Source organism: Ensifer sp. EB106-03-01-XG145 (assembly GCF_058792075.1).
This window is the reverse complement of record NZ_JBYTEC010000001.1, coordinates 961735-981920: the sequence shown is the minus strand read 5'-3', so window position 1 is coordinate 981920 and position 20186 is coordinate 961735. Positions and strand designations below refer to the sequence as shown.

At 63.0% G+C, this 20186-nt stretch carries 18 protein-coding genes; 10 read left to right on the top strand and 8 right to left on the bottom strand.

All coding sequences use genetic code 11. The features are described from left to right. Positions 1-34: 34 nt before the first annotated feature. Positions 35-1042 carry an asparaginase gene (locus AC3WWH_RS04735; RefSeq protein ID WP_492376898.1) on the bottom strand — a complete coding sequence of 336 codons (1008 nt, stop codon included), beginning with the start codon at positions 1040-1042 and terminating at the stop codon, positions 35-37. Between the two features lie 71 nt (positions 1043-1113). Between AC3WWH_RS04735 and AC3WWH_RS04730 the strand changes: the two genes are divergently transcribed. Continuing rightward, positions 1114-1851 (top strand): DUF3750 domain-containing protein, encoded by a 738-nt coding sequence (locus AC3WWH_RS04730; protein WP_057250561.1) that lies wholly within the window; start codon positions 1114-1116, stop codon positions 1849-1851. Positions 1852-2170: 319 nt separating this feature from the next. Here the strand turns inward: AC3WWH_RS04730 and AC3WWH_RS04725 are convergent, their stop codons facing one another. The 3 genes from AC3WWH_RS04725 to choX form a co-directional block, all read right to left on the bottom strand. Next, on the bottom strand, positions 2171-3169 hold the full coding sequence (locus AC3WWH_RS04725) for an NAD(P)H-quinone oxidoreductase (RefSeq protein ID WP_057250563.1): 999 nt from the start codon (positions 3167-3169) through the stop codon (positions 2171-2173). 79 nt (positions 3170-3248) lie between these two features. Beyond that, positions 3249-4061 carry an alpha/beta fold hydrolase gene (locus AC3WWH_RS04720; protein WP_063893296.1) on the bottom strand — a complete coding sequence of 271 codons (813 nt, stop codon included), beginning with the start codon at positions 4059-4061 and terminating at the stop codon, positions 3249-3251. Next, the gene (choX, locus tag AC3WWH_RS04715; RefSeq protein ID WP_058320521.1) at positions 4058-4993 is read right to left on the bottom strand and encodes a choline ABC transporter substrate-binding protein; all 936 of its coding nucleotides are present in this window, start codon (positions 4991-4993) and stop codon (positions 4058-4060) included. The genes AC3WWH_RS04720 and choX overlap by 4 nt, the downstream gene beginning before the upstream one ends. 102 nt (positions 4994-5095) lie before the next feature. Here choX and betI (AC3WWH_RS04710) point away from each other — a divergent pair, with 102 nt between their 5' ends. Further along, positions 5096-5677: a choline-binding transcriptional repressor BetI gene (gene betI, locus AC3WWH_RS04710; protein WP_057250567.1), complete on the top strand. Its 582-nt coding sequence runs from the start codon at positions 5096-5098 to the stop codon at positions 5675-5677. A 20-nt stretch (positions 5678-5697) separates the two neighbouring features. On the opposite strand, the gene AC3WWH_RS04705 is transcribed toward betI (AC3WWH_RS04710), so the two are convergent. Both AC3WWH_RS04705 and AC3WWH_RS04700 read right to left on the bottom strand, forming a co-directional pair. Further along, entirely contained in the window at positions 5698-7494 is a 1797-nt protein-coding gene (locus AC3WWH_RS04705; RefSeq protein ID WP_058320347.1) for a GGDEF domain-containing protein, read from the bottom strand. A gap of 250 nt (positions 7495-7744) precedes the next feature. Then, positions 7745-8293, bottom strand: coding sequence for an HdeD family acid-resistance protein (locus tag AC3WWH_RS04700; protein ID WP_057250571.1), 549 nt, complete (start codon positions 8291-8293; stop codon positions 7745-7747). Positions 8294-8439: 146 nt separating this feature from the next. Between AC3WWH_RS04700 and betI (AC3WWH_RS04695) the strand changes: the two genes are divergently transcribed. From betI (AC3WWH_RS04695) to AC3WWH_RS04670, 6 genes are all read left to right on the top strand, one after another. After that, positions 8440-9042, top strand: a complete 603-nt coding sequence (gene betI / locus AC3WWH_RS04695; protein WP_057250573.1) for a transcriptional regulator BetI — start codon at positions 8440-8442, stop codon at positions 9040-9042. Next, complete coding sequence (betC, locus tag AC3WWH_RS04690) at positions 9039-10574, top strand: choline-sulfatase (protein WP_057250576.1); 1536 nt, start codon at positions 9039-9041, stop codon at positions 10572-10574. Before betI (AC3WWH_RS04695) ends, betC begins: the two co-directional genes overlap by 4 nt. A 1-nt stretch (position 10575) precedes the next feature. Then, positions 10576-12039 carry a betaine-aldehyde dehydrogenase gene (betB, locus tag AC3WWH_RS04685; protein ID WP_057250578.1) on the top strand — a complete coding sequence of 488 codons (1464 nt, stop codon included), beginning with the start codon at positions 10576-10578 and terminating at the stop codon, positions 12037-12039. 211 nt (positions 12040-12250) lie between these two features. Beyond that, positions 12251-13900 carry a choline dehydrogenase gene (betA, locus tag AC3WWH_RS04680; protein ID WP_057250580.1) on the top strand — a complete coding sequence of 550 codons (1650 nt, stop codon included), beginning with the start codon at positions 12251-12253 and terminating at the stop codon, positions 13898-13900. A 335-nt stretch (positions 13901-14235) separates the two neighbouring features. Continuing rightward, positions 14236-15123 carry a sigma-70 family RNA polymerase sigma factor gene (locus AC3WWH_RS04675; protein WP_082640655.1) on the top strand — a complete coding sequence of 296 codons (888 nt, stop codon included), beginning with the start codon at positions 14236-14238 and terminating at the stop codon, positions 15121-15123. A gap of 264 nt (positions 15124-15387) precedes the next feature. Continuing rightward, positions 15388-16023, top strand: a complete 636-nt coding sequence (locus AC3WWH_RS04670) for a flavodoxin family protein (protein ID WP_058320349.1) — start codon at positions 15388-15390, stop codon at positions 16021-16023. Positions 16024-16031: 8 nt separating this feature from the next. Here AC3WWH_RS04670 and AC3WWH_RS04665 read toward each other — a convergent pair whose 3' ends face one another. Both AC3WWH_RS04665 and AC3WWH_RS04660 read right to left on the bottom strand, forming a co-directional pair. Further along, positions 16032-16511: a hypothetical protein gene (locus AC3WWH_RS04665; protein ID WP_057250587.1), complete on the bottom strand. Its 480-nt coding sequence runs from the start codon at positions 16509-16511 to the stop codon at positions 16032-16034. Continuing rightward, positions 16508-16897 carry a DUF6152 family protein gene (locus AC3WWH_RS04660; protein WP_057250589.1) on the bottom strand — a complete coding sequence of 130 codons (390 nt, stop codon included), beginning with the start codon at positions 16895-16897 and terminating at the stop codon, positions 16508-16510. Before AC3WWH_RS04660 ends, AC3WWH_RS04665 begins: the two co-directional genes overlap by 4 nt. 379 nt (positions 16898-17276) lie before the next feature. Between AC3WWH_RS04660 and AC3WWH_RS04655 the strand changes: the two genes are divergently transcribed. Both AC3WWH_RS04655 and AC3WWH_RS04650 read left to right on the top strand, forming a co-directional pair. Then, complete coding sequence (locus tag AC3WWH_RS04655; protein WP_057250591.1) at positions 17277-19181, top strand: HAMP domain-containing methyl-accepting chemotaxis protein; 1905 nt, start codon at positions 17277-17279, stop codon at positions 19179-19181. Between the two features lie 241 nt (positions 19182-19422). Beyond that, positions 19423-20181: a phosphoadenylyl-sulfate reductase gene (locus AC3WWH_RS04650; RefSeq protein ID WP_058320350.1), complete on the top strand. Its 759-nt coding sequence runs from the start codon at positions 19423-19425 to the stop codon at positions 20179-20181. Positions 20182-20186: the final 5 nt, after the last annotated feature.

Sequence of the window (20186 nt, the reverse complement as noted above, 5' to 3'; positions counted from 1 at the left end):
GAGGGCTGCAGGCGAGAACCGTCGCCCGCGAACCTCAGGCGGCGAAAGCGTCCGTGACCCTGACGCCGCCGACATGGATGCCGTTCCAGTTGTACATCGAGTGATTTGCCTGCGCCATCAGGGCCGCGTGCAGGTCCGGCTCATCCCTGAAGAAGCGCGCAAGCGTTGCCGCCACCATCGCTTCGGCGGCGCGGGTCGTGCCGTCCTCGCATTTCAGCGCGATGGCGATGCCCTTTTCCGGGATGGCGGCACAGAACACGCCTTCGGCACCGGTCTTGGCGAAGATGCGGCCGGGGGCCGTTTTCATCAGCCGGGTGCAGGCGCGCTTGGTTCCGGCCACGTAGAAGGGCTCGACCATGCAGGCCTCGATCAGCCGCCTGGAGGCCCGGGCGCGTTCGGGTCCAAGACCGACGCCGGTCGCCATCTTGGCAAACCCGTGCGCCAGGCCCTTGAGCGGAACGGCGTAGGTCGGGATCGAGCAGCCGTCGACCCCGCAATTGTCCGTGCCGAGGATCGCCCCGGTCAGGCTTTCCATCGTGCCGCGGATTTCCTGCTGCAGCGGATGCTCGTAGCCGACATAGCCCTTCACCTCGGTGCCGGAATGGCAGCAGGCGCAGATGAAGCCTGAATGTTTGCCGGAGCAGTTGTTATGAAGCGCTGTCGGCGCCTCCAGGCTGCGGGCCTGGCCGATCAAGGTCCTCTGGTCGGACGACCAATGGGCGCCGCATTCGAGCGCCGAGACGTCGAGGCCCGCCGCCGCGAGCATCTTTGCGGCAAGCTCTACATGCTCCGGCTCGCCGGAATGGGAGGAGCAGGCAAGAGCCAGTTCCCTGTTGCCGAAACCGTAGGCGTCGGCCGCACCGCTTTCCATCAAGGGCAGCCCTTGCATCGCCTTGCAGGCGGAGCGCGGGAAAACGGCGGTGTCAGTCTCACCGAGCGAAAAGACGGTCCGGCCATCGCCGTCGACGGCGATCACAAGTCCGCGATGGCGACTTTCGACGAGGTTTCCGCGGGTGACTTCGACGAGAACGGGATTCGACATGCCTTGCCCTCAAATTTCCGAAATTGCTCCGTGCATTTAGCAGGAATCTTAAGGCAGGAAACGGAGTTTTCATGAAATTCGCCCGCAGGCTCGCCGCCGCCTTTCTCATCATCTACCTTCTGCCGGCGCTAGCCTCGGCCGGCTGGTGGTACATGCAGGACCGGCCACAGAGCTGGCGCTCTGCCGACTGGTCCTCGGCGGGCATCCTGCCGAAGACAGCCGAGAGCCCCGATGCGGCGATCTACGTCTTTTCGGCAACGACCGGCGGCATGAAGGGCGCCGTCGCCAGCCACGCCTGGATCGTGACCAAGCAACAGGGCGCCCTCGCCTACAACCGCTACGACAAGGTCGGCTGGGGCAAGCCGATCCGCCGCAACGCCTATCCGGCCGATGCGCGCTGGTATTCGAACGAGCCGAGATTGGTTGTTTCGATCACCGGAACCGAAGCCAGCCGGCTGATCCCGAAGATCGAAGCGGCGATCGCAAGCTATCCCTATGACGCACCCGGCGGCTATCGGATCTGGCCGGGCCCGAACTCCAACACCTTCGTCGCCCACGTGCTGCGCTCCGTGCCGGAACTCGGCGCCGTGCTGCCGCCCGACGCCGTCGGCCGCGATTATCTGCCGGAGGGCAAGTTGTTCCAGATCGATGCCGATGGCCGTGACATGCACGCCACGCTCTATGGCGTCGCCGGTATCTCGGCTGGTGTTCGCAGCGGCCTCGAACTGCACTTTTTCGGCCTCGTCGCCGGATTTGATTTCGCGAAGCCCGGCATCAAGATCCCGGCGCTCGGACGCTTCGGGGTGTGATCTGCAAAGTTCCAACAGTTGAGGCTGAAGGCCCGGGCGGGGAATACCGAAAATGGAAAAGGGCCGCCCGAGGCGACCCTTCCCTGAGTTCTGGCCAAGTGAGTGGCCCGGGCTTTAGGCCCGAAGGAAGGCGGGGATCAAGCCGAGGGCTGCCTCGACGTGTTCACCTCTCCCATGCCCTTCACCAAGACCGAAATCTCATTAGACATTGGATCACCTTCCTTTCTGTTCGTTTCAGATGGCAACAAGGTAGGTGATCCCACGGTATTTGCAAGACCGACTAAGGTTTAATGGCGCAAATCACGTGGCGATCCGGGGATCACATGGACATGATGATCTTGCCGATATGGTCGCCGGTCTCCATCTCGCGATGCCCGTCCGCCACCTTGGCAAAGGGCAGCACGGAGTGGATCACCGGCGCGACCTTGCCCGCCTCGAGCAGCGGCCAGACCTTTGCCACCAGACCATCGCGGATCGCCTGCTTCTCCGCCGGCGTACGGGGACGGAGCGCCGAGCCCATCACATGCAGACGCTTTGTCAGGATCGGCGCGATGTTCGCCGCCTCGACCTTGGCGCCGCCGAGGAAGGCGATGATCGACAGGCGGCCGTCCTTCGCCAGCGAAGCGATGTTGCGGTCGAAGTAACGCCCGCCGACCATATCGAGGATGACGTCGACGCCGCGTCCATCCGTCTCTTCGATAACGACCGTTTTGAAGTCCTCTTCGCGATAGTTGATCGCGCGCTTGGCGCCGAGCGACTCGCAAGCCTGGCATTTCTCGGCGCTGCCGGCGGTGACGAAGACCTCGGCGCCGAAGGCCTTGGCAAGCTGGATCGCCGTCGTGCCGATGCCACTGGAGCCGCCATGGATGAGGATCGTTTCGCTCGCCTTCAAGCCGGCCATGTCGAAGACATTGGCCCAGACGGTGAAGAAGGTTTCGGGCAGAGCCGCCGCCTTCACCGCGTCATAGCCCTTCGGCCAGGCCAGCGCCTGGCTTGCCGGGACTGCCGCATATTCCGCATAGCCGCCGCCGTTGGCGAGCGCGCAGACTTTGTCTCCGATTTGAAATCCTTCCGCACCCGCGCCGAGCGCCACCACCTCGCCGGCCACTTCAAGGCCGAGGATCGGACTTGCACCCGGCGGTGGCGGATAGTCGCCCTTGCGCTGCAAGACATCGGGACGGTTGATGCCGGCCGCCTCCACCCGAACGAGGATGTCGCCCGGTTTGATCTCAGGCAACGGTCCCTTTTTCAGGACCATGTTTTCCGGTCCGCCTGGGGCCGGAAGATCGACGAAGTTCATTTCTGACGGAAGGGACATGGCACCACCTCATGCTGCTGATGTGCCACATCTAGCGCTGACGGCGTGCCGCGAAAAGGGTGGCGGTAGTATTGGCCGATCAGGGTTCGGCCGCCAGGAAGGACAGGATCTCGCCAGCCACCAGTGCCGGGCTTTCCCAATGAGGGTTGTGGCCATGGCCGGCCAAGCTGATCGAGCGCGCCGAGCCGATGGTTTCCGCCAGCAGCCGGCGATGCCCAGCGTCGAACAGCGGATCCTCACTGCCGCCGATCGCCAGCACCGGCAAACGCAACTGCCGCGCGGCGGCGCGAAGATCGGTCGCGGCAAGGCCATCGAGGATAGCGAGCCACGTCTGCGTCGGTATCTCTGCGGCCTCCTTGCGCATGTGCGCAAGGAACGCCGGGTCGACTGGTTGGTTGCAGGCGTGCCAGACATCGAAGAACGGGTGTTCCTGATCCAGCGGATCCTTCAACGCGCGGATCGCCCGCGCCGTTGGACTCCTCGCGTCGAGGCCCGGCTGCAGGCTGCCGGATAAAAGAACGAGGGCCCGGACCAGGTCCGGGCGAAGGGCGGCAAGCGCAATGGCGGTCATTGCCCCCATGGAATGGCCGATGACGACGATATCCCTCAGCGCCAGCCTATCGGCCAGACAAGCGAGATCCCGCGAAAAATCGGCAACCGTTGCCCCCGGCCCCGCCTGCGACGCGCCGTGGCCGGCGAGATCCGGAATGATCAGTCGATAGCCCACGAGGTGGGGCGCGACCAGCGAGAAAGAGCGGCTATTGTCGGAATAGCCGTGGAGCAGCAACAGCGCCGGCCCCTCGCCGCGATCGACATAGGCGAACTGGCGCCCGCCGGGCAGTTCGAGCCGCCGCTTCAGCGGCGACCAATCTTGCTGGTCGATGACGATCACAGTCCGAGCGCGGCCTTGACCGCGGCAAGCCCCGGCTGCCCGTCGAAGGTCGTCACCCCGGAAAGCCAGGCGTCGAGCCGCTGCGGCTCCTGCTCGATGGCCTTCTTGCCGGCCTCCTCCGGCGCCAGCCCGTCGCTCATCAGGGAACCCATGCCGCGGTTCTCGAAGTCGATATCGAAGCTCAGATTGTTGAGGAGCCTGGCGACATTCGGGCATTCCTGCAGGTAGCCCTTGCGCACCTGGGTCGAAACGGTCGCCGCGCCAAAGTCCGGTCCATAGAACTTGTCGCCGCCGGTCAGATACTTGATCGACAGGGCCGTGTTCATCGGATGCGGCGCCCAGCCCTGAAAGACGATGAAGGACTTGTCGCGAACCCGGCGCGTGACTTCCGCCAGCATGCCTTGCTCGCTTGATTCCACCACTTCCCAGCCATCAAGCCCGAGGCCCTGGTCCTTGACGGCATCCAGCATCAGCTGGTTGGAGCCGGGCTCGATGCCGTACATCTTCTTCTCGAATTTGTCGGCAAAGATCTTCAGGTCCGCGAAATCCCTGACGCCCGCCTCCCAGACATAATCGGGTACGGCGAACGTGTACTTGGCCCCCTTCAGATTGGTGCGGACGGTTTCGACCGAACCGTCGTCCTTGTAGGGCTTGTAATAGGAGACCATCGCCGGGTCCCAATAGCCAAGGAAGACGTCGAGATCGCCGCTGCGCAGACTGGTGTAGATGACGTCAATGCCGAGCAGCTTGCTTTCGGGTTCATAACCCAATGCCTTGAGGACTGTCAGCCCGACGCCCGTGGTGAACGCCAGATCGTTCCAACCGGGCTCGGCCAGCCGGACTTGCCGACAGGATTGCGCCTCGCCGGCCAAGGCCGGAGAGGCGACGGCGACAACGGCAATGGTGGACATCAACAGTTTCAGCTTCGGCATCGCATCCTCCAGTTTGTCCATTCGGACTAATAATTGTCCCATGGGTCAACATTTGATCTTTCCGGAAAGTTTGTCAATGTGGGAATCGTTTGGAGGCGGCTGATGCGACTGACGAGGATAAGCGAGATCAGGCGGCGCGAGCTGCGCCGCGCGGCCTTTGAGGTGCTGCAGAAAGAGGGCATGGCCGGCGCGACGCTGGAGAAGGTCGCGACACACGCCGGCGCCTCCAAGGGCATCGTGCTGCATTATTTCGCCAACAAACAGGAGCTTTTCGAACATGCCATGCGCGAGGCGAACGCCGCGCTCAAGGAAGCGGTGGTCGTTCGGCTGAACCGCGCACGCACGCCGCGCGAGCGGCTAGAGGCGATCATTGAGGCGAACTTCGAGGAGCGCTTCTTCCAGCCTTCGGTCTGCCATGCCTGGCTTTCCCTTTGTGCGGAAGTTCCGCGCGAGCCGCAGCTTGCCCGCATCCAGAAGGTGATCCACGCGCGCATGCGCTCGAACCTGCTTTCCGCGCTCGTGGACCTGTTGCCGGCAGAAGACTGCGAGACCGTGGCGCTCGGCATCACTTCATTGATCGACGGCCTTTGGCTTAGGCTCGGATTGCAATCGGAAGGGCTGACGCGCGACACGGCGCTTTCCCAGATGCGCGACTATCTCGCCCATCGCATACCCGCGACCTAAGCGAGCCCGAAGACGGGAAATCAGCCGCCGAGTGCGTCCATGACAAGACCGGCTTCGCTGGTCTTGGCGCGGGATTTGATTTCGGCGATGCGGGCGCTGACGGCCTGGGCATCGGAAAAGACGAAGCCCTCCGGCAGGCCGAGGACGGCGATCGAGCAGCGCATCAGCGCGAATTCCTTCGGCGCACCGTCGCGACCATGGCCGCTGATGCGGCCCTCGGCCTGGTGCTCCGCCGAGTAGAGCTGGCGCACGTCGGAGCGGAAATCGTCCAGCAGGCGGTTCAGCACCGCCTCCAGCTCCTCGACCGAACAGCCGCTGATGCCGACGAAGAAATCATCTCCTCCGACATGGCCGAGGAACTTCTCCTCGCCGATGAAGTGGCGGCGCAGGAGTGCGGCAAACAGCGTGATCGCGAGATCGCCCTTCTGGAAGCCGTAGGTGTCGTTGAACGGCTTGAAGTCGTCGAAGTCGCAATAGCAGAAATAGCGGGTCTGATCGCCGTCGAGGATCGCGTCCTGGACGTAGTCGCGGATGGCGCGGTTGCCGGGCAGGCCCGTCAGCGGGTTCTGCTCCTGCGCCATCTTGAGCTGCTTTTCGTTGATGATCTTCAGAAGCGACGAGGCCGAAAGCGTACCGGCGTAACGCATGTTCTCCGTAAGGATCAGGCAATCGCTGCCGTCCATGCCGGCGAAGATCTTCAGCATTTCATCCGCGGGCGTATCGAGATCGGCGATCGGTGCCGGGCTGACGAAATGCGAGATCCGCCGCTGGTAGATCCGGTTCTTGAGGAGATCACGGCCGAAGGGGTGATAGATCAGCTCCTTGACGTGATACTCATGCAGAATGCCGCGCGGCTCGCCATTGGCGTTCAGAACCGGGAAGAAGCCCTGGCGCGGGTTTCGCCGGAAGAGATCGAAGACGGAATCGAGTTCATCGCTTTCGCGCACCGTCGGCAGTTGCTCGATCTGCTTGCGGATCAGGATACTGTCGAGCGAGGACGAGGGTCGCCTCACGCTGACGCTCTGATCGAGATGCGGATAGGCGGGCAGAAGCTCGCTGAGATGGGTGGTCGGCCGGGCGACGTAATAGCCCTGCACGAGATCGCAGCCGAGGTCGCGGCAGGTGAGGAACTCCGCCTCCGTCTCGACGCCCTCGGCGATGACCCGCGTACCAAGCACATGCGCGGTGTTGACGGTGTGGCGCACGAGGTGGCGCTTGCGGGCGTCAGCCTCGATGCCGGAGATGAAGTGCCTGTCGATCTTCACGTAATCGACCGGCTGGTCGCAGAGCAGCTTCAGCCCGTTGAAGCCAGCCCCGAAATCGTCAATGGCGAGCTTGAAGCCGGCGAGCCGGAGATCGCGCACGAGCGCGGAGAAGTCCGGCATCTTGCCGCTGTCGAAACGCTCGGAAAGCTCGAAGCAGAGCGACGAAGGGGCGATACCGGCGCGCTTCAGATGGTTGACGAGGCGCTCGACGATGTCGCCCTCGCCGCCGACGAGGCGCGAGTCGAAATTCAGAAACAGGGTGCGGGCGGAATGATCGGGCAGCGTCGCGAAGCCGGCGACGGCGCGGCTGTTGATCATGTGCTCCAGCGCCAGCAATTGCCCGGCTTCTTCCGCCTTGTCGAGCAGTTCCAGCGGCGAGGCAAAGCCCAGTTTCTGGAAGCCGCGCATCAGCGATTCGTAACCGAAGACGGTGCCGGTCGCCGCTTCGGTGATCGGCTGGAAGGCACTCTCGATCACCAGCTTGGCGAGCGTGACGATCTGGTCGTCGCCGAACCGGCGCAACGAGAGGATTTCGGCGGGGGCGGCGGACATGCCGGGCTCCAGAGACAGGGGAACGGACGATCGGACGCCGGCAGCATGGCCGCCAACTATCAACGAAGTCTTTCCCCATTATGAAGCTTTGATGAAAGCTATATGACAGTCGCTACCGCCCTTGATCTACTGCAAACATTCTAATGAAATCAGTAGTTTCATGAGCGATTGCTGCGGTTGCCCGGGCGCCGATAACGGCCGCTTTCGTACGGCCGGGCACCCAGCTCGGAACCCCACAGGAAGGGGGCGGTTATCCCTTCGCCAGCACGCCGAAGGCGATCAGCGACAGGCCCTGCATCACCAGGTCGACGGCGAGGAAAAGGCCGAGGATCCAGAGACTGTTGACCGGCCAGCCGGCGGCGATGATGAGGCCGGCGGCAAGCGTGACCAGACCGCCGAGTGCCACCCATCCCCAGCCTTGTACTGGCCTGAGCTTGAGACCGACCCAGATGCGGAAGCAGCCGGCGACGATGAGGGCGATCGCCATCACGAAGGTCAGGAAGGACGAGGCAAGCAAGGGATTGATGAAGGCAAACAGGCCGGCGATCGTATAACAGGCGCCGCTGAGCCCCCAGTAAAGTACGCTGTCCCAGCCCTTGACCTGGAAGGCGTGGGCGAGATTGAAAAGCCCGCCGACCAGCATGATGATCCCGACATAATAGACCGAAGCGACCGTGGCCATCAGCAGATTGCCGAAGGCAAGGCCACCGCACATGATGAGCAGCACGCCGAGTGCTACGAACCACCCCCATTTGCGGGCAACCGCCGTCTTGTCGGCGTGATCGAATGCATGGGTCATTTCAACCTCCAGTCCTTCAGATCGCGGGATCGCTACCGGGAGGATTGAGCCGGATTTCTTCGAAAAAGGGAAGCGAAAACACCGAAGATTTTTATTGATTGATGAGTCAATCAAAAATAAACTGACCTCCGTCAAGGGAGAGACGGATGCCAAAGGTCGGAATGGAGCCAGTGCGCCGCAAGGCGCTGGTGGACGCAGCACTTCGCGTGATCGGCGACCAGGGCACGCTGACCGTCACCATGTCCGAGATCGCCCGCCACGCCGGCGTCTCCCCTGCCCTTGCCCACCACTATTTCGGCAGCAAGGAACAATTGCTGATCGAGACGATCCGCAGCCTTCTACGGCAGTTGCGCGACGACACGGTGACGGCGCTTCGCACGGTGGCAGGCCCACGCGAAAGGCTGAGCGCCTTGATCCGCGTCTCCTTCCAGGCAAGCCAGTTCGCCCCAGATACGATTGCCGCATGGCTCGCCTTCTATTCGGAGGCGCAACGGTCTGAGGAGGTGCGGCGGCTGCTCGTCGTCTATGCCCGGCGCCTGCGCTCCAACCTCATGGCGAGCCTCAAGGCCCTTTGTGCCGACGATGACGCGGAACGCATCGCTGAAGGCGCTGCTGCGATGATCGACGGGCTTTATATCCGCCAGAGTCTGCGCTCCGCGCCGATCAGCATCGAAGCATCGATCGCGCTCACGGAAGACTACGTCAGCTCGCACATCGATCGGCTCAAATACCAGGGAACGGCCGCATGACAGCAAGATCGAACATCCTGATCATCATGGTCGACCAGCTGAACGGAAAGCTCTTTCCGGACGGACCGGCCGCGTTCCTGCATGCGCCGAACCTGAAAGCGCTCGCCGCGCGCTCGGCCCGCTTCCGCAACAACTACACCTCGTCGCCGCTCTGCGCCCCTGCCCGCGCCTCGTTCATGGCCGGGCAATTGCCGAGCCGCACCCGCGTCTACGACAACGCTGCCGAGTACCAGTCCTCGATCCCGACCTATGCGCATCATCTGCGCCGCGCCGGCTACTACACGGCTCTGTCGGGCAAGATGCATTTCGTCGGGCCGGACCAGCTGCACGGCTTCGAGGAGCGGCTGACGACCGACATCTACCCGGCCGATTTCGGCTGGACGCCCGATTATCGCAAGCCCGGCGAGCGCATCGACTGGTGGTACCACAATCTCGGCTCTGTCACGGGCGCCGGCGTCGCCGAGATCACCAACCAGATGGAATATGACGACGAGGTCGCCTTCCTCGCCAATCAGAAGCTTTATCAGCTCTCGCGCGAAAACGACGACGCGACACGCCGTCCCTGGTGCCTGACCGTCTCCTTCACCCACCCGCACGACCCCTATGTGGCGCGCAAGAAATTCTGGGATCTCTACGAGGATTGCGAGCATCTGCTGCCCGAGATCGGCATGCTGGCGGAGGACCAGCAGGACCCGCATTCCAAGCGCATCATGCATTCCTGCGACTATGTCAATTTCGACCTGACGGAAGACAATATCCGCCGGTCGCGCCAGGCCTACTTCGCCAATATCTCCTATCTCGACGAGAAGGTCGGAGAGCTCATCGACACGCTGACGCGCACCCGCATGCTCGACGACACGCTGATCCTTTTCTGCTCGGATCACGGCGACATGCTCGGCGAGCGCGGCCTGTGGTTCAAGATGAATTTCTTCGAAGGTTCAGCCCGCGTGCCGCTGATGGTCGCAGGCCCCGGTGTGACGCCGGGTCTGCACTTGGCCCCGACCTCCAATCTCGACGTGACGCCGACGCTTGCCGATCTCGCCGGTATTTCGATGGACGAGGTGAAGCCGTGGACCGACGGCATGAGTCTCGTGCCCATGATCAAAGGTGAGGAGCGCAGCGAGCCGGTGCTGATGGAATATGCAGCGGAAGCTTCTTACGCCCCGCTCGTCGCCATCCGCGAGGGCAAGTGGAAATACATCCACTGCGCGCTCGATCCGGATCAGCTCTACGATCTCGACGCCGACCCGCTGGAACTGAAGAATCTGGCGGCCCATCCGGAAACGCAGGTGCAGGCGGCAACGCTGCAGGCCTTCCGCGAGATGTGCGCCGCCCATTGGGACATGGAGGCTTTCGACGCGGCCGTGCGCGAAAGCCAGGCGCGGCGCTGGGTGGTCTACGAGGCGCTCCGCAACGGTGCCTACTACCCCTGGGATCACCAGCCGCTGCAGAAAGCATCCGAGCGCTACATGCGCAACCATATGAACCTCGACAATCTCGAGGAATCCAAACGCTATCCGCGGGGAGAATGACATGAAAGCCCAACCGCAAGCCTCGCACTTCATCGACGGCGAATATGTCGAGGACATCGAAGGCACCGTCATCGAGAGCATCTATCCGGCGACCGGCGAAGTGATCGCCCGGCTGCATGCGGCAACGCCGGCGATCGTCGAAAAGGCGATTGCAGCCGCCAAGCGCGCTCAACCGGAATGGGCGGCGATGAGCCCGACGGCCCGTGGCCGTATTTTGAAGCGCGCTGCCGAGATCATGCGCGAGCGCAACCGCGAGCTCTCGGAGCTCGAGACGCTCGATACCGGCAAGCCGATCCAAGAGACGATCGTCGCCGATCCGACGTCCGGTGCCGACAGTTTCGAATTCTTCGGTGGCGTCATCGCCACGGCGCTCAACGGCGACTACATCCCGCTCGGCGGCGATTTTGCCTATACCAAGCGCGTGCCGCTCGGCGTCTGCGTGGGTATCGGCGCCTGGAACTATCCGCAGCAGATCGCCTGCTGGAAGGGTGCGCCGGCGCTTGCCGCCGGCAATGCCATGGTCTTCAAGCCGTCGGAGAACACGCCGCTCGGCGCGCTGAAGATCGCCGAGATCCTGGTCGAGGCCGGCCTGCCGAAGGGCCTCTACAACGTCATCCAGGGGGATCGCACCACCGGTCCGTTGCTCGTCAACCATCCTGACGTCGCCAAGGTGTCGCTGACCGGCTCCGTGCCGACAGGCAAGAAGGTAGCCGGTGCGGCCGCAGCCGAACTCAAGCACGTCACCATGGAGCTCGGCGGCAAGTCGCCGCTGATCGTCTTCGACGATGCCGATCTCGAAAGCGCCATCGGCGGCGCCATGCTCGGCAATTTCTATTCGACCGGCCAGGTCTGCTCCAACGGCACCCGCGTTTTCGTGCAGAAAGGCATCAAGGAACAGTTCCTCACCCGGCTGAAGGCCCGCACCGAGGCGATCGTCATCGGCGACCCGATGGACGAGGCGACGCAGCTCGGCCCAATGGTATCGATGCCGCAGCGCGACAAGGTCTTTTCCTATATCGAGAAGGGCAAGGCGGAGGGCGCACGGCTCCTGACCGGCGGCGGCATTCCGAATGCCGTCAACGCAGAAGGCACCTACATCCAGCCGACGGTTTTTGCCGACGTCACCGACGACATGACGATCGCCCGCGAAGAGATCTTCGGGCCGGTCATGTGCGTGCTCGATTTCGACGACGAGGCCGAGGTGATCGCGCGGGCCAATGCGACCGAATTCGGCCTTTCGGCCGGCGTCTTCACCGCCGACATCACCCGCGCGCACCGCGTCGTCGATCAGCTCGAGGCCGGGACGCTGTGGATCAACACCTACAACCTTTGCCCGGTGGAGATCCCGTTCGGCGGCTCGAAGCAGTCCGGCTTCGGCCGCGAGAATTCGGTCGCCGCGCTCAACCACTACAGCGAATTGAAGACCGTCTATGTCGGCATGGGGCCGGTACAAGCGCCGTATTGAGAATTGGGGCCTCCATCGAGAGGCGGCTCCACCTCCCTCATCCTCGGGCGAGCGAAGCGAGTTCCGGGGATCCAGCAGCGCCACGTCTGTGGCGCACAAGAGTCTTCAAGCGACAGACGTCGCTTGGCTGGATTCCTGTGACACGCACAGGAATGAGGGGTGAAAGCGCCAGATAGGTCGAACGCGAGACGCTAGAAGAAAGACCACGCTTATGCAGGCAGATTACATCATCATCGGCTCCGGCTCCGCCGGTTCGGCGCTCGCCTACCGCTTGTCCGAAGACGGCAAGAACACGGTGCTGGTGCTGGAATATGGCGGCTCGGATATCGGCCCCTTCATCCAGATGCCGGCGGCCCTTGCCTGGCCGATGAGCATGAAGCGCTACAACTGGGGCTATCTCTCCGAACCGGAACCGAATCTCAACAACCGGCGCATCACCGCGCCGCGGGGCAAGGTGATCGGCGGCTCCTCCTCGATCAACGGTCTCGTCTATGTGCGCGGCCATGCGGAAGACTACAACCGCTGGGACGAGCTCGGCGCACGCGGCTGGGCCTATGCGGACGTGCTTCCCTATTTCAAGCGCATGGAAAATTCGCATGGCGGCGAAGCGGGCTGGCGCGGCACCGACGGGCCGCTGCACGTCAAGCGCGGCCCGGTCCACAACCCGCTGTTCCACGCCTTCATCGAAGCGGGCCAACAGGCCGGCTTCGAGCTCACCGACGATTACAACGGCTCGAAGCAGGAAGGCTTCGGGCTGATGGAGCAGACCGTCTGGCAGGGACGGCGCTGGTCGGCGGCGAACGCCTACCTGAAGCCGGCAATGAAACGGCAAAACGTCTCGCTCGTGCGCTGCTTCGCCCGCCGGATCATCATCGAGAACGGCCGGGCGACCGGGGTCGAGATCGAGCGCGGCGGCAAGATCGAGATCGTCAAGGCGAACCGTGAGGTGATCGTCTCGGCCTCGTCGTTCAATTCGCCGAAACTGCTGATGCTCTCGGGCATTGGTCCAGCACAGCACCTCAAGGACATGGGTATCGAGGTGAAGGTCGACCGGCCCGGCGTCGGCCAGAACCTGCAGGACCACATGGAGTTCTATTTCCAGCAGATTTCGACCAAGCCGGTGTCGCTCTATTCCTGGCTGCCGTGGTTCTGGCAGGGCGTTGCCGGCGCGCAATGGCTGTTCTTCAAGAAGGGCCTCGGCATCTCCAACCAGTTCGAGGCCTGCGCCTTCCTGCGCTCCGCACCCGGCGTCAAGCAGCCGGATATCCAGTACCACTTCCTGCCGGTGGCGATCAGCTACGACGGCAAGGCGGCCGCCAACACGCACGGCTTCCAGGTGCATGTCGGCTACAATCTTTCCAAGTCGCGCGGCAACGTCACGCTGCGCTCCTCCGATCCGATGGCCGATCCTGTCATCCGCTTCAATTATATGAGCCACCCGGAGGACTGGGAGAAGTTCCGCCACTGCGTGCGCCTCACCCGCGAGATCTTCGGCCAGAAGGCTTTCGACCACTATCGCGGTCCGGAGATCCAGCCGGGCGAGAAGGTGCAGTCGGACGAGCAGATCGACGAATTTCTGCGCGAGCACCTGGAAAGCGCCTATCACCCTTGCGGCACCTGCAAGATGGGCGCCAAGGACGATCCGATGGCGGTTGTCGATCCGGAAACCCGCGTCATCGGCGTCGATGGCCTGCGCGTCGCCGACAGCTCGATCTTCCCGCATGTGACCTACGGCAACCTCAACAGCCCGTCGATCATGACCGGCGAGAAGGCAGCCGACCACATTCTCGGCAAGCAGCCGCTGGCGCGCTCCAACCAGGAGCCGTGGATCAACCCGCGCTGGGAGGTCAGCGACCGATAAGGATCGCGTGCACCAGAGCGCCGTGCGTTCAGACGAACGCACGGCGCTCTAGCACTTTGATTCTAGAGCATCTTATCCGCTTTCAGTGATTCCACTTGAAAGCGGGATGCTCTAGGCGGCACTTTTTCCTCGCATTCGACAGCCGCAATGTCTGCGGCATGTCACGTTCGCCGACGCTATCTCGTCCTATCTTCTCGAGTGCCCGAGAAGAAGGAGACGAACATGACACCGAGGCTGGACCTGCTTGCCGTTACTCCAGCGGCAATGCCATCATGGCTCCTCGTGCCTGCCGGCCATGCCATAGCCGATTGCCCCGAACGGCGATGGGGGGCGTGATGACCGACGAAGACGTCAGAACGACCTTCGAGCCGCTGCGTCCCCGACTGATCCGCATCGCCTATCGGATGCTGGGTTCGGTCAGCGAAGCCGAGGATGTCGTCCAGGAGGCATTCCTGCGCTGGCTCGACGCCGACCGCACCGCCGTCAAGGATTCGTCAGCCTTCCTGCGCCGCATCGTGACGCGACTTTGCCTCGATCAGTTGAAGTCGGCGCGGCACCGACGCGAGACCTATGTCGGACCATGGCTGCCGGAACCGGTCGTCGAGGAAAACGACGACCTCGACGACATCACCTTGCCACTGATGATGGCGCTGGAGCGCCTGTCGCCGCTCGAACGGGCCGCGTTTCTATTGCACGATGTCTTCGGCGTCAGCTTCGATGAAATCGGCGAGACGCTCAGCCGCAAACCGGCGACCTGCCGTCAACTTGCCAGCCGCGCCCGCGTCAATATCCGCAGCGCTCGTCGCCGCTTTGTCATGCCCCGGGAACAGGGCCTCGAAATCGCCTGCGCTTTCTTCGCGGCTTCGCGTAGCGGCGACATGCAGCAGCTTCGGTCGCTGCTCGCAACGGAGGCGATCGTCTATGCCGACGGCGGCGGCAAGACAGTGGCGCCGAGACGGCCAATCGTGGGCTTCGACAAGGTCATGAAACTCCACGCGTCGCTGGCTCTGATCTTTGCAGAGACGATGTCGCGGCTCGTGCGCTACGACTTCATCAACGGGCTACCCGGTTTCATCACCATCGAAGACGGCGAGATCCTGCAGACAACCGCCCTTGAGATCGAACAGGACCGGATCACCGCCATCTATGTCACGCGTAATCCGGAGAAGCTCAAACATCTCCCGGGGACGCTGAGGCAGTTCGATGGTCACGCCATTCATTGAACGACAGTGACTGCGTCCTGACGATCGCACGCGGTCGCTACTGCATGTTTCCTTAAATCGTAGCCGATTTAAGGACAAAAACTTGCAGCAAGGCAAAGTGCTACAGCGACCTTTGCGCGTCTCATAAGAAGCGCGGCACTGTAGAGCCCACCGCCCCATCAACCGATCCTGACCAGCGTTGCCTTCAACGTGCAACGCGCCGCCGGCGCGCGTCTTCGCTCGCGCGCTGCAGATCCATCACCCAAAACCAATGGAGACCAAACCATGAGCAACATATGCATCGCCGTTATCTATCACAGCGGCTACGGCCACACCGCACGTCAGGCGGAAGCCGTCAAAGCCGGAATCGAGCGGGTCGACGGCACGCAATGCCTGCTCTTGACCGTCGACGAAGCACCGGACCGGTGGAACGATCTGCTCTCGGCTGAGGCGATCATCTTCGGCACGCCAACCTATGTCGGGGGTCCATCAGCCGCGTTCAAATCTTTCCAGGAGGCAAGTTCGAACGCGGTGATGGCCAAAGGCTATCTCTGGAAAGACAAGATTGCCGCTGGCTTCACCAATTCGGGAACCGCTTCCGGCGACAAGCTCGCGACGCTGATGCAACTTGCACTCTTTGCTGCCCAGCACAGCATGCACTGGATCAACCTCGATCTGCCGCCGGCCAACCACTCGACCACAGGATCTTCTGACGATCTCAACCGGCTGGGCTTCTGGCTGGGTGCTGGGGCGCAGTCGAATGTCGACCAGGGGGCCGATCTTGCGCCGCCGCAATCCGATCTCGCCACCGCAACGCATCTCGGGCAACGGGTGGCCGAAGCGACGCTGCAGTTCGTGCGCGGCAGAGCGCTCAAGCAGGAGCCAGCCCTCCCCGCGTGGAAAACGGCCAACGACCGATAGAACCAGCATCAGAGAAAGCCGATCCAGCGCCCAGCCAGGAGCGCTGCCGGCCACACCGTCAGCGAGACGGCTGCCGGGATGCGAAGACGCCATGAGACCGGGCCGCCATTTACGGCGGCCCGCCAGGCGCCGCCCATATGCACACTGACAGCGTTGACGGCACCGATCCCCAGCAGAGCGATCTTTGCGAGAAAGGCAGCATTCGTGACATAGGCCGCCGGGCGCACGCTGAAGAGGCATAAGCCAGTGGTGATCGCCAATGCTAAGCCAACTGCCGCCGCACGCGACAGAAACGGTCCGAGCACTTCAAGTGAGGTGTTGCCGAAGAAACCGAGCAACCGTAAATCCAACGGCACGATGGCGCCCATCAGCAGCCCGATCGCGAGAATGTGGGCCGCATTGACCAAGAGATAGAGAAGCGCCGAACGCCTGAGCGCAGCGCCGACCGGCCAGCCGGCGATCCATTCGACAAGCTCCGCCCCACTCATCCACCGGCCCGGATGCGTTCCGGATAGATGTCATAGGTCTTGCCGGAGACCGTGATGCGCACCGCCTTCATGCGCTTTTCGTTCGGGTCGAGCGAGCGGTTGCCGAGAACGACGACGGCGTCACCGGCCTTGGCTGATCCCTCCACAAAGCCGGAGCGCTCCGTCTGCCGGGGATTGCCGAGTTCGACGTGCCACATGCCATCCGCGGTCGTTTCCACCTGCAAGGTCGGATGCGGCGGCGCCATCGATATTTCGCGGATGATGCCCTTGAGCTCGATTTGGTCGGCCTCGGCCCAGGACCATCCGTGATGGGCATAGGCGCCGGTGACCAGAAGCGCCGTCAGGACACCCGCTGCAACGCCACGGCGTGAAATGGCTTTCAACATGTGCGTGCTCCTTCGCCTGTTTCGGAGAGGCGGCAGCTTGAACCCGAAGAACGATTTGCGAAAGGATGTGGTCTTCAACACTTCTTGAGCATCGCCAACCGCCTCCTGTGGTTGCGATGACCATGGGTTGCGCGAGCTTTGTTCAACACCTTAAAATTTAGCCATTCTTAATCTCCGGTTGTTATGTCTAGATAAGACGGAGTGAACGCTGGGCGAACGTGCCATGAGGGCAGTTTCGCCGCGTAGTAACGCGTGCTCCATCCCCATCATCGTCATTACTCCCTGCCAAGGCGAGCTCGCTTCCCGATGACCATGCGGCCTTGTCCGCGGTCACCGGCCGAGGATGATTTGCCTTGCGGGCAACCGAGGAGCGTTTTTCATGACAATCAAAGCACGCCTGCTCGTGTGCTTGTCCCTGCTCGCCGTCGCCATGCTGGTCATGATCGTCACGGCTTTCAATGCGATGACATCGATCTCCAAGCGCACCGAATCGATCGTCGCCGACCGGCTGTTGCCGGTGGCGCAGCTCGATACCGTCGCCGACATGTACGCCGTCGAAATCGTCGATACGACCCACAAGATGCGAAGCGGCGCGCTTGGGTGGGCTGACGGCAAGGAGAAGATCAACGCGGCGCTTGCCACCATCGACGAACAATGGCGCGCCTATGAAGCAACGAGACTGACGCCTGAGGAAAAGAAGCTTGCGAAGACCTTCGACGCAGCCCGCGTCGGCAGCGAGCAGGCGGTCAGGGACATGCTCGAGATCATCGATCGACAGGACATCGCCGAGTTCGGCCGGTTTATCGACAGCCGCCTTTACGCGGCCATCGATCCGCTGGCCGAACCGATCGGCGCCCTGGTCAAGCTCCAGCTCGCGGAAGCCGACCAGGAGCTGGAGGCGGCCAAGGTGGAAAAGGACACCCTGACACGCTGGCAGGTCATGATCGCCGCCTTTGCCATCGCGCTTCTCGGGGCAACAGTCTGGTTCGTGGCCGCCGGTCTCTTTCGGCCGCTGACGCAGCTGTGCGAGGCCATGCGGCAGCTTGCAGCCGGCAACCTCAAGGCCACGATCTTCGGCGAAGGCCGCCGTGACGAGATCGGCCAGATGGCGGGTGCCGTCGCTGTCTTCCGCGACAATGCGCTCGAACGCCAGCGGCTCGAGCAGGAAGCGGAGGCGGGTCGAACACTTTCCGAACGCGAGCGCGAGCAGCGCGAGGCGCAGAAGGTCAAGGAAGCTGCCGAGATCCAGACCGCGGTCAATGCGCTCGGCTTCGGTCTCGACCGGCTGGCGGAAGGCGACCTCACCTATCGCATCGACACGCCGCTTGCCGAACGGCTCGACACGCTACGCACGAACTTCAACAGCTCCGTCACCAATCTCGAAGATGCGCTGCGCTCAGTCGGCGAGAACGCCCGCAGCATCAATGCCGGCGCCAGCGAAATCCGCTCTGCGGCCGGTGACCTTTCCAAGCGCACAGAACAGCAGGCGGCTTCGGTCGAGGAAACGGCGGCTGCACTGGACCAGATCGCGACCACCGTGGCGGATGCCAGCCGGCGTGCGGAGGAGGCAGGCACCTTGGTGACGCGCACCCGCGGTGCAGCAGAGAAGTCCGGCGAGATCGTCGGCAACGCCGTCACCGCGATGAGTGGCATCGAAGCCTCGTCGCGGGAAATCTCCAGCATCATCGGCGTCATCGACGACATCGCCTTTCAGACGAACCTCCTGGCGCTGAATGCCGGCGTCGAGGCGGCCCGCGCCGGCGAGGCCGGCAAGGGCTTTGCCGTCGTCGCCCAGGAGGTGCGCGAGCTCGCCCAGCGCTCGGCGCAGGCCGCCAAGGAGATCAAGGTGCTGATCGCCACATCTGGCCAGCAGGTCAAATCCGGCGTCACGCTGGTGCGCGAAACCGGCACGGCGCTCGAAAGCATCATCACCGAGGTCAAGGAGATCAGCAGCCACGTGACGGCGATCGTCGAAAGCGCCCGCGAACAGGCCGCCGGCATCCAGCAGATCAATACGGCGGTGAACGCGATCGATCAGGGAACGCAGCAGAACGCGGCAATGGTGGAGCAATCGACCGCCGCGAGCCATAGCCTCGCCCGCGAGGCCGGCGCGCTCAACGATCTGCTGATGCGCTTCAAGACGGGCAACGGCCAAGCGGCGGCACCACGCCTCGTGACGAGCGAGATTGCTGCCCCTTCGCCCGCACGCGCCTTGGGCCGCAAACTCGCCACGGCCTATCGCAGTGCCCCGCAGGCACAGGAGGCCGGCTGGGCAGCGTTCTGACGGTCTGGCTCTCCCCTTGGCAGGAGGCGCGGGCCCGCAAGGTTCGCGCCTCCTCTTCAAGGGTTGCCGTCGTAGCCATACAGTATAAAATCTAGTAAATTACTAGTCTATATTCGGTTTTTCGCTGCCTTTCGTTCTGAGAGGCAGATTTGCTCCAAACAAACAGCATTAGAAACCGCTATTTCTGTCCATTGTCGCATTGGGCTGCGATATTCCGACCAAGTTGGAACAGGACGCAGCCATGACCACGTCATCCCTCGAAACCACCGCCAAGGCACTGAACGAGACGCTCGAAGGCCTGGATCTCGCCGGTCGGCTGGCGCTTGTCGCAAGCCTTGAAGGGCAGGCCGTCTTCACGACCTCGCTCGGTATCGAGGATCAGGTGATTACCGCGGCCATCGGCGAGAACAAGCTGTCCATCAATGTCGCGACACTGGAGACCGGGCGCCTGTTCAACGAGACGGTCGCCCTTATCGAAAAAACCGAAGAAACCTACGGGATCCTGATCAAGCGCTACCATCCGGAACAGGCCGACATCGACGCCTATGCGGCGCGCTATGGCCTCAACGGCTTCTACGAGAGCGTCGAGGCCCGGCATGCCTGTTGTGACGTGCGCAAGCTGAAGCCGCTTGCGCGCGCACTCCAAGGGGCAACCTTCTGGGTCACCGGCCTGCGTCGGGGCCAGTCGGGCAATCGCGCATCGACCCCGTTCGCGGAAGCTGATGCCGAACGTGGCCTCATCAAGATCAACCCGCTGGCGGACTGGGACATCGAGACCATCCGTGCTTACGTCGCCGCCAATGCCGTTCCGGTCAACCCGCTGCACGCCCGCGGCTATCCGTCGATCGGCTGCGAGCCCTGCACCCGCGCCATCAAGCCCGGCGAGCCGGAGCGCGCCGGCCGCTGGTGGTGGGAGAACGACGAGAAGCGCGAATGTGGTCTGCACGTTCCGGAAGCTGCCGCCAGTTCCATCATCCCGAATTCGAGCAGCGCCGCCTGAGGCTG

Coding starts and splice junctions, on each gene's coding strand:
- AC3WWH_RS04735 (WP_492376898.1), bottom strand. CDS start 1,042: ATGTCGAATCCCGTTCTCGTCGAAGTCACCCGCGGAAACCTCGTCGAA.
- AC3WWH_RS04730 (WP_057250561.1), top strand. CDS start 1,114: ATGAAATTCGCCCGCAGGCTCGCCGCCGCCTTTCTCATCATCTACCTT.
- AC3WWH_RS04725 (WP_057250563.1), bottom strand. CDS start 3,169: ATGTCCCTTCCGTCAGAAATGAACTTCGTCGATCTTCCGGCCCCAGGC.
- choX (WP_058320521.1), bottom strand. CDS start 4,993: ATGCCGAAGCTGAAACTGTTGATGTCCACCATTGCCGTTGTCGCCGTC.
- betI (WP_057250567.1), top strand. CDS start 5,096: ATGCGACTGACGAGGATAAGCGAGATCAGGCGGCGCGAGCTGCGCCGC.
- AC3WWH_RS04705 (WP_058320347.1), bottom strand. CDS start 7,494: ATGTCCGCCGCCCCCGCCGAAATCCTCTCGTTGCGCCGGTTCGGCGAC.
- AC3WWH_RS04700 (WP_057250571.1), bottom strand. CDS start 8,293: ATGACCCATGCATTCGATCACGCCGACAAGACGGCGGTTGCCCGCAAA.
- betI (WP_057250573.1), top strand. CDS start 8,440: ATGCCAAAGGTCGGAATGGAGCCAGTGCGCCGCAAGGCGCTGGTGGAC.
- betC (WP_057250576.1), top strand. CDS start 9,039: ATGACAGCAAGATCGAACATCCTGATCATCATGGTCGACCAGCTGAAC.
- betB (WP_057250578.1), top strand. CDS start 10,576: ATGAAAGCCCAACCGCAAGCCTCGCACTTCATCGACGGCGAATATGTC.
- betA (WP_057250580.1), top strand. CDS start 12,251: ATGCAGGCAGATTACATCATCATCGGCTCCGGCTCCGCCGGTTCGGCG.
- AC3WWH_RS04675 (WP_082640655.1), top strand. CDS start 14,236: ATGACCGACGAAGACGTCAGAACGACCTTCGAGCCGCTGCGTCCCCGA.
- AC3WWH_RS04670 (WP_058320349.1), top strand. CDS start 15,388: ATGAGCAACATATGCATCGCCGTTATCTATCACAGCGGCTACGGCCAC.
- AC3WWH_RS04665 (WP_057250587.1), bottom strand. CDS start 16,511: ATGAGTGGGGCGGAGCTTGTCGAATGGATCGCCGGCTGGCCGGTCGGC.
- AC3WWH_RS04660 (WP_057250589.1), bottom strand. CDS start 16,897: ATGTTGAAAGCCATTTCACGCCGTGGCGTTGCAGCGGGTGTCCTGACG.
- AC3WWH_RS04655 (WP_057250591.1), top strand. CDS start 17,277: ATGACAATCAAAGCACGCCTGCTCGTGTGCTTGTCCCTGCTCGCCGTC.
- AC3WWH_RS04650 (WP_058320350.1), top strand. CDS start 19,423: ATGACCACGTCATCCCTCGAAACCACCGCCAAGGCACTGAACGAGACG.